The organism is Pseudomonas sp. S1_G07 (assembly GCF_054668565.1).
Map to the genome: position 1 here is coordinate 3,489,680 of NZ_CP162778.1, position 16,058 is coordinate 3,505,737.

Genomic DNA, 16,058 nt, shown 5'->3' on the forward strand with positions numbered 1-16,058 from the left:
AGCCCCGATTGTGACAGGCGGGAACGGTCACGTGGCGTCTAGCGCTGTTCCCCCAACCAGCTCAAAACCTCTTCGTAAATGCCGGCCACCGCGCTGGTAATACCGTTCATGCGCAGGAAGTCATGGGTCAACCCCGCCTCTATGTGCAGGGTGACCGCTGTGCCGGTGGCGGCGAGCATCCGGGCGTAAGCCTGCCCTTCGTCATGCAGCGGGTCGTACTCGGCGAGGCTGATATAGGCCGGTGCCAAGGCTGTCAGCCCTTCGGCCAGCAGCGGCGAGACGCGCCAGTCGAGGCGCTGTTTGGCATCCGCGCAATAGTGTTGGTAGAACCATTCCAGCGTGGCGGTTTCCAGCAGGTAATCCTCGGCATAGCGCCGGTGGGAGTCGCGTTGCCCGGACGTGTCGGTGACGGGGTAGAACAGCAACTGGGCCCAGGGTTTGAACGCCAGTTGTTGCGGTGCCTTCACGGCCGTGATCGCCAGGACGGTCGCCAGCGTCGCGCCCACACTGTCGCCCGCCAGGGTCATGCGCTGGTTGTCCAGTTGCAGGTTGCCAGCCTGTTCGGCCAGCCAGTTGGCGGCGTCGAGGGTGTCATTGACGGCGGTCGGAAAGCACGCCTGCGGCGCGAGGCGGTAGCTGGGCGCGAATACCGCGTACTGACCGCCGGCCGCAAGCCTGCGGCAGATGGAATCATGGGAGTCCAGGCTGCCCACGACGTAACCGCCACCGTGGAAATACACAATCACCGGCAACTGCGTGGTACCCGAGGCCCGGTAGAGGCGGGCGGGCAGTGCATGGCCATCACGTGCCGTGAACGCCAGTTGAGTGACCTCCACCGATCCCGGCGGGCTGGGGTCGAGAATGGCAGAAGTCTGTTCGAACTCCTGTCGTGCCTGTTCGACACTCAGTGTGTGCATGGGTTGGCTTTTACCGGTCAGGCGACCCAGTTGGGCCAATTCCAGAAAACCTTCGAGATCGGGGTCCAGGGGCATTGCATGTTCCTTGCGAAATAGAATGAAGCGCCGCCCCTGATCATCAGGGGCGGCGCCGGTTTCAACTGGTGACGGGGCGCAGCGCCAGGTGCTGCAACAGCCCGCGAAGCAGGGTCGGGTGATTGAGAATGTCGTAGTGGCCGGCCGGAATCTGTTCGTTGCTTCGCGCGCAGGCCAGGTTCGGAGCCGGCTGGTCGCCAGTCGCGGTGGCCCACCAGCAATGGGCCTGCGCCCGGGTCGGCGGCAAGCCCTCCAGTCGCGTCGACAGCGCCTTGAGTTTCATCGCCACCTGGAACGTGTGGGCCAGCTCCTCGGCGCTGATCCCGGCGTACACCGAGTGTGCGGCGGCACCGGCCTGGACCTGCGCGATCAGTTGCTCAAGAACGGCATTGTCCGTGGTCGCCGTGACGTCAAAGCCGGGCAAGTGCTCGCTCGGCACGGCGAACAGCACCGCCAGGAAGCCGCGCAAGTCTTCACTCCAGTCGACGCTGACGACGTCTTCGCCGGTTGGCACAAAACTGTCTACCAGGCCGAGAAACGCCACGTGCTGGCCCTGGCTTTCCAGTTCCTGGGCGACCAGCACCGCGAGGGTGCCACCCAGCGACCAGCCCATCAGGTGGTACGGGCCGCTGGCCTGTTGCTGGCGGATGTACTGGCTGTAATCGATGGCCATGGACACCAGGGATTCATCGTTCCACTGACGGTCCAGCAACATCCGGCATTGCAGGCCATAGACACTGCGTTGCCCATCCAGGCGACGGGCCAGGGGTTCATAATCGAACACCGTGCCAAAACCTGCATGCAGACAGAACAGCGGCGAGCCGTGAGCCGTTTCACTGTTGAGCAACAGCAGCGGATTCAGGCTGGCGTCGTCTTCAGCAAACCCGGACAGCTCGGCGATGGTAGGTTTGCCGATCATGTCGCGCAGTTTCAGTTCGATGCCGATGTCCGGTTGGCTGCGCACCTTCGACAGCACCTTGAGAATACGCAGCGAGTCGCCGCCCAACTCGAAGAAGTTGTCGGTGACGCCCACGCTGTCCAGTTCCAGTACCTCCTGCCAGATCGCCGCCAGCTGCACTTCCAACCCATTGCGCGGGGCCACGAAGGCGCGGCCCTTGAAGTTCGGATCAGGCAGGGCCTTGCGGTCCAGCTTGCCGTTGGGGTTGAGCGGGAAGGCCTGGAGCACGAGGATCTGCGCCGGCACCATGTAATCAGGCAGTTCTACCTGCAAGCCCGCGCGCAGGCGTTCGCCCAGGCCGGCTGCGGCGTTGGCGGCCACCACGTAACCGATCAGTTGCTTGCCGCCGGCGATGTCGCGGGCGACCACCACGGCGTCCTGCACGTCGGGGACCTCGCGCAGGCGTGACTCAATTTCCCCCAGCTCGATACGGAAGCCGCGGATCTTCACCTGGTTGTCCAGGCGGCCGAGGTAGTCGATGACGCCGTCAGGGCGTTGGCGCACCAGATCCCCGGTGCGATACAGGCGCGTGCCGTCGGCGGCGAACGGGTCGGCCACAAAACGCTCGGCACTCAGACCTGGCCGCTGGTGATAACCACGGGCAACGCCTTCACCGCCGATGTACAGCTCGCCTGCCACGCCATCGGGCACTGGGTTGAGGTGTTCGTCCAGGACATACAAGGTCCGCTCACCGACGCGTGTGCCGATTGGCGCGTATACCGCTGCGCAGCGCTCATCCACTGCGACTTTCCACAGCAGTGGGGTGACAACGGTTTCGGTGGGGCCGTAGCCATTGGTCAAGAACTGCGGCTTGAGCACGCGCTTGACCTGTTCGAAGTTGGCCTCGGCCACCGCATCGCCACCAAAGCAGTAGATGCGCACGGGCGGCGGTGCATCGGCTTGGCTGTCACCGTATTCGGCCAACTGTTGCAGATACGCCGGAGGGAAGCAGGCGATGCTGATGCGATGGGCGTGCAGTGCGTGCCAGGTTTCTTCCGGGGTCCATAGCTGATTGCCGCGCACCACCAGGCACCCGCCGCTTTGCAGCGTCGATAACCAACGTTCCTGGGCGCCATCGAAGGCGAACGACATGAACAGCAATTCACGGGTGCTGCTGTCCATCTCGTAGCGCTCGGCAATCGCCTGGCAGTGCATGCGAATGGGCCCATGGGCCACGGCCACGCCCTTGGGCTTGCCGGTGGAACCCGAGGTGTAAATCAGGTAGGCCAGGTTGTCATCGTGCACCGCCGGAGCCGGGCACGTCGCCGGCCAGTCCGACAGCGCCACCTGATCGAGTTCGATCAGTGTCGCCCGACCGAGGCCGGCGAAGCGCGACCGCAGCGCGTGCTGGCTGATCAATGCGCACATGGCCGAGTCTTCGACAATCCACTGCACGCGCTCCTGCGGGTAGTCAATGTCCAGCGGCACGTAGGCAGCGCCCGTTTTCATGACGCCGTAGAAGGCGACGATGACATCCACTGAGCGTTCGAGGGCGACGCCGACGAACATCTCCGGCCCGATACCTTGAGCCAGGAGGTAATGGGCCAGGCGATTGGCGCGGGTGTCCAGTTCGCCGTAGCTCAACGCGATCCCGTCGCACACGACCGCCAAGGCGTCAGGCCGCTCCAGCGCGTGTTGACGGATCACCTGTGCCAGGTGGTCGCGCGGGGTGGTTGGCGGGTTCAGTGCGTTACGTTGCTGCAGCGCTTGCTGTTCGGTGTCTGCCAGCATATTGAGGCTGCCGAGGTTGGCCTGGGCGTTGTCCAGCAGTTCCAGCAGCAGGGTTTCAAAGCTGCGGCGCACTTGCGCGGTGGCCGCCTCGGTGAAGCGGTTGCGCAGGTACAGGAACTCGATCTTCAGCGTATCGCCGAGGTTGATTGCCAGGTCCATGGCGAAGTTGGTGACGTCGCGGCTGCTGACTTCGCCGAAGCTCAGACGTTCCTGCCCGGCTTCCTGCAGACGTTCGTCCACCGGATAGTTTTCAAACACCAGGATGCTGTCAAACAGCGGCTGGCCGCCTTGGCCGGACCAGCGTTGTACGTCCGCCAGGGACGCATGCTCGTGGTCGCGCACTTCCAGGTTGTACGCCTGCAAGGCTTGTAACCATTGGGTCACCGGCATGTGCGGTTGCGGGGTCTGGATGATGGGCAGGGTGTTGATGAACAGCCCGAGCATGTCCTCCGAGCCGGGCAGGCTGGCCGGACGACCGGCAACGGTGGCGCCGAAGCACACGGTGTCCTGGCCGGTGTAGCGCTGTAACAGCAGCAACCAGGTGGCCTGGATCAGCGTGTTGGGCGTGACGCGCAGGCGTTGGGCCTGTTCACGCAAGTGGTTGGTTTGCGCGGTATCCCAATTCAGATAAAGCGCCGCGTGACCTTCCAGCTCCACCGAGGGTTTGGGCGACAGGCTGTTGGCCAGGGACGAGGTGCCGCTCAAGTCCTGGAGCTTGGTTTTCCAGAACTGCTCCAGAACGGCTTGGGAGCGTGTTTGCAGCCAGCGGATGTAATCACGGTAATGCCCGCGTTTGGCCGGTGCGGCCTGGCCGTGGTAGAGCGCAAAGACTTCACCCAGCAGCCGCGAGTTGGACCAGCCGTCCATGAGGATGTGGTGGCTGGTCCAGATCAGGTAGTGCGTCTGCGGGTCGAGCTGCACCAGGGTCAGGCGTGTGAGGGGCGCACGCAAGAGTTCGAAACCCCGGGCGCACTCTTCGCTGGCGAGGGCCTTAAGGTCTTGCGCAGTGACTTCGCGTTGCTGCCAGTCGAGTACGTCGACCGGCATCGTCGCTGCGCGATAGACCACTTGCAACGGCTCGGTCAGTTGGTTGTCGGCCCAGAACCCGGTACGCAGGATTTCATGGCGCTCGATCACCGCGTTCCAGGCGGCGGTGAAGCGGGCAACGTCCAGGCCTGTGACCGAGACAGCCATCTGGTTCACGTACAGCGCGCTTTCCGGCGCTTCCAGGGTGTGAAACAGCATGCCTTGCTGCATCGCCGACAACGGGTAGAGGTCTTCGACCTGGGCCGATGGCACCGGCAAGCGGTCCAGTTGCGCCTGGCTGATCCGCGCCAGCGGGAAGTCGGACGGTGTGACACCCACGTTGTCGCTGTCGCAGCAATGTTCGATCAGCGCCAGCAGCTCGCGCTTGAGGTCGTCGGCCAGACGAGCGATGGTCGTTTCGTCGAACATCTCACGGCTGAATTGCCAGCCCAGGGTCAGCTCATCGCCGTACACCTGACCATTGAGGCTCAGCCAGTTGCCCAGTGGCGCATCGAGTGCCTGCTCACGGCCACTGCCTTCGGGGGCGGGCGCCAGCAATGAGCCCTGTTTGGCATCGAAGCTGGCATCGAACTGGCCCAGGTAATTGAATGTGATCCGCGGTGTCGGCAGGGCACCGAGGCTGGCCTTTGCCTGCGCAGTGCCCAGGTAGCGCAGCGCGCCATAACCCAGGCCCTTGTCGGGGATCGCCCGCAGTTGTTCCTTGACCTGCTTGATGGAGTCGCCAAGGCCGGCGGCCGGTACCAGCTTGACCGGGAACAGGCTGGTGAACCAGCCCACCGTGCGGGTCAGGTCGATGTCATCGAACAGGTCTTCGCGACCATGCCCCTCCAGTTCGATCAGGCAGTGTGGGGCGCCGGTCCAGCGGCTGATCACACGCGCCAGGGCGGTCAGCAGCAAGTCGTTGATCTGCGTGCGATAAGCCTTGGGTGCCTGTTGCAGCAGTCGGCGTGTCTGCTGCGCGTCGAGATGGGTATGCAGCGTGTGGCTGTGGCGACTGTCCAGGCTGCCCTGGGGGCGTTCGCATGGCAGGTCGGGCGCGTCAGTGGCGAGTTGCGCCAGCCAGTCGTTCAGTTCGTCCTGGGACGTCGGGTTTTGCGCGCGTTGTTGCAGGCGCTCGGCCCAGGCCTTGACCGAGCTGGTGCGGGCCGGCAGTTGCACGGGCTGTTGGTTGTTCACCTGTTGATAGGCGTTTTGCAGGTCTTCAAAGAGAATCCGCCAGGACACACCGTCCACGGCCAGGTGATGGATCACCAACAGCAGGCGCTGCGTGCCGTCGTCCAAGTGGATCAAGAGGGCGCGGATCAGCGGGCCGTGTTGCAGGTTGAGGCTGCCCTGGGTTTGATCGCACAGGTCCGGCAGTTGCTCGGCGCTGGCTTCAACCTGTTGCAACTGCCAGTCGAGCATAGGCCGGTACCGTGCGTTCCAGTGGCCTGCGTGTTGCTCAAAGCTCAAGCGCAGGGCGTCGTGATGCTCGATCACCGCGTACAACGCCTGTTGCAGTGCCTCGGCCATCAGCGGTTGCGCAGGTTTGAGCAGCACGGACTGGTTCCAGTGATGACGCTCAGGGATGGCGGTTTCAAAAAACACCTGATGAATCGGCAGTAACGCCAGGGATCCGGTGGCCGGGCCCTGGTCGATCACGTGAGCACTCGCGCCGCTGCGTGCCACGCTGGCCAGGCCCTGCACGGTCTGATGCTGGAACAGTTCCTTGGGGGTAAAGACGATGCCTTGCCGGCGGGCGCGGCTGACCACCTGAATGGAGATGATCGAGTCCCCACCCAGTTCGAAGAAGTTGTCGGTGAGGCCGACTTTTTCCCGTTTCAGCACGTCTTGCCAGATGGCGGCAATCTGCTGCTCCAGCGGGCTGTGCGGTGCCACATAGGTTTTTTGCAGCAGGCTTGCATCGGGTTTCGGCAGCGCCTTGCGGTCGAGTTTGCCGTTGGGGCTCAGGGGCAATTGATCGAGCAGGATCAACTGGGCGGGCACCATGTAATCGGGCAAGTGTTCACCCAGGCGCCCTTTGATGTCGCTGCGCAGTTCAGTTGCGTCGCGGGCGTCGGTAGGTACGACATAGGCGACCAACTGGCCGTCGGCGGCGATCACCACCGCTTCGCGCACGCACGCCAGTTCCATCAGGCGGGTTTCGATTTCTCCCAGCTCGATGCGCAGGCCACGGATTTTCACCTGGTGGTCGATACGGCCACGGTATTCGATCACGCCGTCGGGGCGGTAGCTGGCCAGGTCGCCGGTGCGGTACAGGCGCTGGCCGTCACCGAACGGGCTGGTCATGAAGCGCTCGGCGGTCAGGGCCGGGCGGCGGTGGTAACCACGGGCCAGACCTTCGCCGCCCAGGTACAGCTCGCCGATGACCCCGGCCGGCACCGGTTGCAGCTCGGCATCGAGGATGTAGGTGCTGAGGTTGGCGATCGGTTGGCCGATCGGCACGCTGGCCTTGCCTTCTTCGCGGCACGTCCAGTGGGTCACGTCGATGGCGGCTTCGGTGGGGCCGTAAAGGTTGAACAGCCCGGCGTTCGGCAGCTTGGCGAACACTTGTTGTTGCGCGTCCACGGGCAAGGCTTCGCCGCTGCAGAGGATGCGGGTGAGGTGGGTGCACTGCGCGACGTTTTCATCCAGCAGGAAGACGTGCAGCATCGACGGCACGAAGTGCAGGGTGGTGACCTGGTAGCGCTGAATCAGGCTGACCAGCGTGGCCGGGTCGCGATGGTCGCCAGGGCCGGCAACGGCCAGGCGCGCGCCGGTCATCAGCGGCCAGAAGAACTCCCACACCGACACGTCGAAGCTGAACGGGGTCTTTTGCAGCACCGTGTCGCGGGGCGTCAGGGCGTAGGCCTGCTGCATCCAGCACAGGCGGTTGGTCAGGGCTGAATGGCGGTTGCCGGCGCCCTTGGGCTTGCCGGTGGAGCCGGAGGTGTAGATGACGTAGGCGAGGTTTTCGCCGTCAACGGTGACCTGCGGGTTGCTGTCGGCATAGGTGCTGACGTCCAGTTGATCGAGGGTCAGTACCGGCAGCGCCGCGGGAATCGGCAGGTGTGCCAGCACGTGCTGCTGGGTCAGCAGCAGGCCGATGCCGCTGTCTTCGATCATGTAGCTCAGGCGGTCCTGGGGGTATTGCGGGTCGAGCGGTACATAGGCGCCGCCGGCCTTGAGCACGGCGAGCAGGCCGATGACCATTTCCAGGCTGCGCTCGGTGGCGATGCCCACCAACGCATCCGGGCCGACGCCCAGTTCCATCAGCTTATGGGCGAGCTGGTTGGCGCGCTGGTTGAGCTGGCGATAGCTCAGTTGTTGAGCGCCGAACACCAGGGCCGCAGCCTCGGGCGTGGCGGCCACCTGGGCTTCGATCAACTGCTGCACGCTGTGGTCCAGCGGGTAGTGGGTGGTGGTGGCGTTCCACGTGCTGACGATGTGTTGTTGCTCGGCGTGGTCCAGCATCGGCAGGTCGGCGATTCGCTGCTGTGGGTCTGCAATGATGCTGTGCAGCAACTGTTGCCAATGCCGACCCAGGCGCTCGATGGTGGCGGCGTTAAACAGGTCGGTAGCGTAGGTCAGGGTCGCGCTCAAACCGTCGGCCGATTCGCTGGTGCTGAGGGTCAGGTCAAACTGTGCGGTGCTGCCTTCCCAGTCCAAGCCCTCGACCTGCAGCGCCGAAGGCAATGACTGACGTTCGGTGGTACTGCGCTTGTCGTCACTCTGGTGGTTGAACATCACTTGGAACAGCGGGTTGTGGCTGAGGCTGCGCTCCGGCTGCAAGGCCTCTACCAGTTGTTCGAACGGCAGGTCCTGATGCGCCTGGGCATCCAGTGCGTGTTGCTTGACCTGTCGCAGCAGCTCTTCAACCCGCAGTTGCGAGTTGAACTCGGCCTTCATGACCTGGGTGTTGACGAAGAAGCCGACCAGACCCTCGGTTTCGATCCGGTTGCGGTTGGCAATCGGTACACCGACGCGGATATCCGCCTGGCCGCTGTAGCGGTGTAACAGGGTTTGGAACGACGCCAGCAACAGCATGAATGGTGTTACGCCGAGACGATTGGCCATCTGCTGCACCGCGTCGCCCAGGCCAGGCGCCAGGGTGAGTGGCAGGTGTGCGCCACGGTAACTTTGTTCGGCCGGGCGCGGGCGATCCGTCGGCAACTCCAATACGCTGTTTTCGCCGGCCAGGTGAGCGGTCCAGTACGCCAGTTGACGTTCGCGTTCGCCGGCCTCCATCCATTGCCGTTGCCAGGCGGCATAGTCGGCGTACTGGATCGGCAACGGTGCCAGCGGGTGAGGCTGTCCGGCCTGTGCGGCGCCGTACAGGACGATCAGTTCTTCCACCATCAACTGCACCGACCAGCCATCGGAAACGATATGGTGCTGAGTGAGTACCAGCACATGGTCATCGTCCGCCAGGCGCAGCAGCCTGACCCGCAGCAGCGGGCCCTGTTGCAGGTCGAACAGCTGCCGGGTTTCGTGCTCCACAAAAGCCTTGAGCGTGGCGTCGTCCGGCGTGCCGTTCAGCGTCTCGACCACGAGTGCCAGCGGTGCCTGGTCGGCGATGACTTGGCGGGGTTGTTCGTTATCGACCACGAAGGTAGTGCGCAGCACCTCGTGGCGGGCGATCAATTGGTTAAAGGCGTGTTCCAGCGCCGCGACCTCCAGCGGGCCTCTGAGGCGCAAGGCGGCCGGAAGGTGGTAGGCGGCGCTGTGCGGGTCCAATTGCCAGAGGAACCACTGGCGTTCCTGGGCGTAGGACAGGGGCAGGGGTTGATGACGTTCGACGGGCACCAGCGGCAGTTCGTGCTGACGGGAGCGGCCGTCCAGGCCGGCAACGAAATCCCCGAGTACGCTGCGTTCGAACAGGCTGCGCAGGGCAACGTCCAGGCCCAGGCCCTGACGCACCCTGGAGATGATTTGGGTCGCCAGCAACGAGTGGCCGCCCAATGCAAAAAAATCATCGCTCAGGCCCACTTGCTCAAGGTTGAGCACGCTTTGCCAGATATCGGCTACCTGGATTTCCAGGGCCGTACGCGGCGCCACATAGTGATTTTGCTGGTGGCTGGCGTCCGGCTTCGGCAAGGCCTTACGGTCCAGCTTGCCGTTCGGGCTCAGGGGCAGCACCTCAAGGAACATCAGCAAGCCCGGCACCATGTAGTCCGGCAGCACGGCCGCCAATGCGGCCTTGATCGACTGGCGCAACTCGGGTTCCGGTACATCCGTGGTGTGGGGCACCACATAGCCGACCAACTGCAGGCCGCCGGCCGCCGGTTGGGCGAGGACGATGGCGTCTCGCACCCCATCCTGCTCCAGCAACCGCGCCTCGATTTCCCCCAGTTCAATGCGAAAACCACGAATCTTCACCTGATGGTCGATGCGACCGACATACTCGATCACACCCAAGGCGTTGTAGCGCGCCAGGTCGCCGGTGCGGTACAAGCGACCGCCACGTTGGCTGAACGGGTCGGGCATGAAGCGCTCGGCGGTCAGGTCCGGGCGATTGAAGTAACCACGGGCCAGTAACTCGCCGCCGATCACCAGTTCGCCCACCACGCCAATTGGCGCCGGGGCACCGCTGTCGTCCAGCAGGTAAATGCTGCGTCCGGCCAGGACTTTGCCGATGGGCATGGTCAACGGCGTCGGGCGTGCACCGGTCACATAGTCGGTGCAATCGAGCGCCGTGACCGTCACCGTGGCTTCGGTGGGGCCGTAGGTGTTGAGCAACTTGACGTGGCCAAGGCCGGCCTGGCCCCACGCGGCAAGGCCCTCCGGCGGCATCGCTTCACCGCCGGCGTGTACCTGCTTGAGGCGCCCGTAGTCCCGTGGGCCGGCCGCGGCGAAATCCTTGGCCAACAGGTTCCAGTAGGCGGTGGTCAGGTCGACCACGCTGATCTGGTGTTTGATCAGTTCGCGGTAGAAGGTCTCGGTGTCCCAGATCTCGGTGCCGCGCAGCACCACCGAGGCGCCGCAGATCAGCGCCGGGTACAACTGCTCGACGAAACCGTCGAAGTTGAAGGTGGAAAACTGCAGGATGCGGTCGCTGCCGTTGAGGTTGAAAAACGCCAGTGACACATAGGCATGGCGCGTCAGCGAAGACTGGTTGATGCCCACGCCTTTTGGGCGGCCGGTGGAGCCGGAGGTGAACATCACATACGCAAGGTTGTCGGCGTGAGCACGGTTGGCCAGGTTGCTGTGGTCCAGATCGACCCAGGCCGAGTCCTGGTCCAGGCACAGCTGCTCGACGTACGCAGGAATCGCCAGCCGTTCACGCAAGTGGCTCTGGGTCAGCATCAGGCGGGTGCCGCTGTCTTCGATCATGCACAGCAACCGGTCCTGGGGATATTCCGGGTCCAGGGGCACGTAGGCGCCACCGGCCTTGAGCACGGCCAACAGGCCGATGATCATGTCCAGGCCGCGCTCCACGGCAATCCCCACCAATACGTCGGGACCGACACCCAGGCTCACCAGATGACGGGCCAGGCGGTTGGCCCGGCTGTTGAGTTCGGCGTAACTCAATTGACGGTCTTCGAAGAGCAAGGCCGGGGCTGAAGGTTGCTTCGCCACCTGGGCCTCGAACAACTGATGGGGCCTTTTTTCACTGGGGTAATCGAGGGTGGCGCTGCTCCAGTCATGGAGCAGCAGGCGCCGTTCTTCATGGCCCAGCATGTCCAGTTCACCGAGGCGTTGCTGCGGGTCGCGCACGATGGCCTGCAACAGGTTTTGCCAATGCCCGGCCAGGCGCTGGACGGTCGGTGCTTCAAACAGGTCGATGGCATAGGTGAGGGTGGCCAGCAGATCGTCGGCGGACTCACTGGTATCCAGCGAGAGGTCGAACTGGGTGCTGGGCAGCGTGCCTTCCAGCACTTCAAGGCTCAGGCCGGGCAGGCTGACGCTGGTCTGGGGTTGCACGCTGGCGTGGTTGTACATCACTTGGAACAGCGGGCTATGGCTGAGGCTGCGCTCCGGTTGCAGGGCTTCCACCAACTGTTCGAAGGGCAGGTCCTGGTGGGCCTGAGCCTGTAGAGCATGGTGTTTGACCTGTTGCAGCACGTCGATAAAGCGCGCCTGGCCGTTGAGTTCTGCGCGCAGCACCTGAGTGTTGACGAAAAACCCGATCAGCCCTTCGGTTTCCACACGGTTGCGGTTGGCAATCGGCACGCCGACACGGATATCGGTTTGCCCGCTGTAGCGATGCAGCAGGGTCTGGAATGAGGCCAGCAACAGCATGAACAACGTCACGCCCTGTTGCTGGGCCAAATGCTTGAGTGATTGCGTCAGTTCGCTGCCCAGCGCCAGTTCCAACTGAGCGCCGCGATAACTTTGCTCGGACGGTCTGGCATGGTCGACGGGCAGTTCCAATACCGTTTGCTCACCGCCCAACTGGGCGGTCCAGTAGGCCAGTTGGCGCTCGCGTTCGCCGGCCTCCATCCACTGGCGTTGCCACACGCCATAGTCGGCGTACTGCACGGGCAGGTCCGGCAGGCTGACGTCCTGTTGCTGGCTGAAGCCTGCGTACAGAGCAATCAGCTCCTGGATCATCACGTTGATCGACCAGCCGTCGGAGACGATATGGTGCTGGGTGATGATCAGCACGTGATCGTCGTCCGCCAGTGTCAGCAATTTAACCCGAAGCAGCGGGCCGTGCTGCAAATCGAACAGCTGTTGGATTTCGTGTTTCACACACGCCTGGATCGTCGGGGCGTCCGCGCCCGGCCGTGACTCGATGGTGATTGCCAGAGAAGAGTGGGGCGCAATCCGTTGCACGGTGTGCTCGCCGTCCTGGGTGAACGAGGTGCGCAGGCTTTCATGGCGGGCAAGCAGGCGGTCGAAGCTGCGTTGCAGCGCCTGGATGTCCAGGCGTCCGCGCAGGCGCAGGGCGGCCGGGATGTGATAGGCGCTGCTCTGGGGATCCAGTTGCCAGAGGAACCACTGGCGTTCCTGGGCGTAGGACAGGCGCAGCGGCTGGTCGCGCTCGACCCGTACCAGCGGCGGTTCGTGGCGGGCCGGTTGCTGCTCCAGGGTGGCGACGAACGCCTGCAAGGTGCTGCACTCGAACAGGTTGCGCAGGGGCACGTCGCTGTTCAGTGCATGACGCACCCGAGAGACGACCTGAGTGGCCAGCAGTGAATGACCGCCCAGTTCAAAGAAGTCATCGTGCAGGCCGACGGTTTCGCGCTTGAGCACGTCTTGCCAGATGGCGGCAATCTGCTGCTCCAGCGGGCTGTGCGGTGCCACATAGGTTTTTTGCAGCAGGCTCGCATCCGGTCTCGGCAGCGCCTTGCGGTCGAGTTTGCCGTTGGGGCTCAGGGGCAATTGATCGAGCAGGATCAACTGGGCCGGCACCATGTAATCGGGCAAGTGTTCACCCAGGCGCCGTTTGATGTCGCTGCGCAGTTCAGTTGCGTCGCGGGCGTCGGTGGGTACGACATAGGCGACCAACTGGCCGTCGGCGGCGATCACCACTGCTTCGCGCACGCACTCCAGTTCCATCAGGCGGGTTTCGATTTCTCCCAGCTCGATGCGCAGGCCACGGATTTTCACCTGGTGGTCGATACGGCCCCGGTATTCGATCACGCCGTCGGGGCGGTAGCTGGCCAGGTCACCGGTGCGGTACAGGCGCTGGCCGTCACCGAACGGGCTGGTCATGAAGCGCTCGGCGGTCAGGGCCGGGCGGCGGTGGTAACCACGGGCCAGACCTTCGCCGCCCAGGTACAGCTCGCCGATGACCCCGGCCGGCACCGGTTGCAGCTCGGCATCGAGGATGTAGGTGCTGAGGTTGGCGATCGGTTGTCCGATCGGCACGCTGGCCTTGCCTTCTTCGCGGCACGTCCAGTGGGTCACGTCGATGGCGGCTTCGGTGGGGCCGTAAAGGTTGAACAGCCCGGCGTTCGGCAGCTTGGCGAACACTTGTTGTTGCGCGTCCACGGGCAAGGCTTCGCCGCTGCAGATGATGCGGGTGAGGCGGGTGCACTGCGCGACGTTTTCATCCAGCAGGAAGACGTGCAGCATCGACGGCACGAAGTGCAGGGTGGTGACGTCGTAACGCTGAATCAGGCTGACCAGCGTGGCCGGGTCGCGATGGTCGCCAGGGCCGGCAACGGCCAGGCGCGCGCCGGTCATCAGCGGCCAGAAGAACTCCCACACCGACACGTCGAAGCTGAACGGGGTCTTTTGCAGCACCGTGTCGCGGGGCGTCAGGGCGTAGGCCTGCTGCATCCAGCACAGGCGGTTGGTCAGGGCCGCATGGCGGTTGCCGGCGCCCTTGGGCTTGCCGGTGGAGCCGGAGGTGTAGATGACGTAGGCGAGGTTTTCGCCGTCAACGGTGACCTGCGGGTTGCTGTCGACATAGGTGCTGACGTCCAGTTGATCGAGGGCCAGCACCGGCAGCGCCGCCGGAATCGGCAGGTGTGCCAGCACGTGCTGCTGGGTCAGCAGCAGGCCGATGCCGCTGTCTTCGATCATGTAGCTCAGGCGGTCCTGGGGGTATTGCGGGTCGAGCGGTACATAGGCGCCGCCGGCCTTGAGCACGGCGAGCAGGCCGATGACCATCTCCAGGCTGCGCTCGGTGGCGATGCCCACCAACGCGTCCGGGCCGACGCCCAGCTCCATCAGCTTATGGGCGAGCTGGTTGGCGCGCTGGTTGAGCTGGCGATAGCTCAGTTGTTGAGCGCCGAACACCAGGGCCGGGGCCTCGGGTGTGGCGGCCACCTGGGCTTCGATCAACTGCTGCACGCTGTGGTCCAGCGGGTAGTGGGTGGTGGTGGCGTTCCACGTGCTGACGATGTGGTGTTGCTCGGCGTGGCCGAGCATCGGCAGTTCGGCCAGCCGCTGCTGCGGCCCTTCAATGAGGCTCTGCAGCAAGCGCAGCCAGTGTTGGCCCAGGCGTTCAATCGTCGCCGCGTCGAACAGTGCCGTGCTGTACTCGATGCTCGCCGTGATCTGTTGTGGCGAATAGTCCACGTCCATCGACAGGTCGAACTTGGCCTCATGTTGCGCCACCGGCAGCAATTCCAGGCTCAACTCACCCAACGTCAGTGCGCCTGGTTGCTCCTGGCTCACGCGCCAGTTGAACAGGGTCTGGAACAACGGGTTGGCCTGGATGCTGCGTTGCAGCTGCAAGCGTTCGATGAGCAGTTCAATCGGGTAGTCGGCATGTTCCATCGCCGCCCGTGATTGCTGGCGCAGCGCTTGGAGAAACGCGCCTGCGGTCAGGTCGTCGGTGAGGCGCGTGCGGTAGATCTGGCTGCTGACGAAGAATCCCACCAGATCCTGGGTCTGGCTTTGATTGCGGCTGGCATTCGGCACGCCAACGGTGAAATCCTGCTGGCCGCTGTAGCGGCTGAGCAGCAGTTGCCAGGCGCCCAGCAGCACAATAAATGGCGTCAGCGCCTGTTGCCGGCAGAAGCCTTGCAACTGTTGGCTCAGGGCTTCGGGCAATGGCAGGTGAAGGGTGCCGGCGCGGTGCTGTTGTCCGGCGCTGCGGGGGAAATCGGCAGGCAGGTCCAGCGTGGGAATCTCGTGTCCCAGGTACTGCGCCCAATAGTCGGCGGCGCGCTGTTGTTCAGGCGTGTTCGGGTATTCCTCACGCTGCCAGCGCGCATAGTCAGCGTACTGGATGGCAGGTCGCGCCAGCGCTGTGGTGTCGCCCTGGCACGCGCGTTGGTAGGCCTGGACCAGGTCGTGCATCAGGATCGGGTTGGACCAGGCGTCCGAGACGATGTGATGCATGTTCAACAGCAGGATATGCTCGTCCTGCTCGAGTTTGATCAGGGTGGCGCGAATCAGCGGCGCGCGCGCCAGATCAAACGGCGCCGCGGCTTCGGCGGCCAGACGCGCGGTAACGGCGGCGCTACGGGAGTATTGCGCCAGGCCCGACAGGTCCTCTTCCCGCAGGTGGATCCGCGCGTGTGGGTCAAGCACTTGCCGGGGTTGATCATCAAGGGCCTGGAACGCGGTTTTCAGCACATCGTGCCGATCGATGATCTGCTGCAGGGCCGCACCCAGCGCCGGTGTATTCAACGGGCCACGCAGGCGCAGCGCGTTGGGCAGGTTATAGGCGCTGCTGTCGGGCGAGAGCTGTTGCAGGAACCACAGGCGTTGCTGGGCGAAAGACAGGGGCGTGGGGCCGCGATGGGTGTGAGCCTTGATGGAATGCTCTGAGCCGGCGTCGTCGGCCATCAACAGAGCCAGCAGTTCGTCGTCGGGGAGTTGATTCGGTAGGTTCATGTGCGGTCTCGTCGCCATCGGCTGCGTAAATATGCGTTGTCAGAAAGACGAAGCGTGGTCGACGAGATTTAGGTGTGTTGTGGGACTTGAAGGGCAGGCGGCGAGCGGCA

At 64.0% G+C, this 16,058-nt stretch carries 2 protein-coding genes; both read right to left on the reverse strand.

Going from position 1 to position 16,058, the window contains the following annotated elements; genetic code table 11:
- Positions 1-38: 38 nt before the first annotated feature.
- Positions 39-992, reverse strand: a complete 954-nt coding sequence (locus tag AB4O05_RS16115) for an alpha/beta hydrolase (protein WP_460136639.1) — start codon at positions 990-992, stop codon at positions 39-41.
- 61 nt (positions 993-1,053) lie between these two features.
- Positions 1,054-15,948 (reverse strand): non-ribosomal peptide synthase/polyketide synthase, encoded by a 14,895-nt coding sequence (locus AB4O05_RS16120; protein WP_460136638.1) that lies wholly within the window; start codon positions 15,946-15,948, stop codon positions 1,054-1,056.
- Positions 15,949-16,058: the final 110 nt, after the last annotated feature.

Excerpts from the sequence above, each read along its gene's own strand:
- AB4O05_RS16120 (WP_460136638.1), bottom strand. The coding sequence starts at position 15,948 with ATGAACCTACCGAATCAACTCCCCGACGACGAACTGCTGGCTCTGTTG.
- AB4O05_RS16115 (WP_460136639.1), bottom strand. The coding sequence starts at position 992 with ATGCCCCTGGACCCCGATCTCGAAGGTTTTCTGGAATTGGCCCAACTG.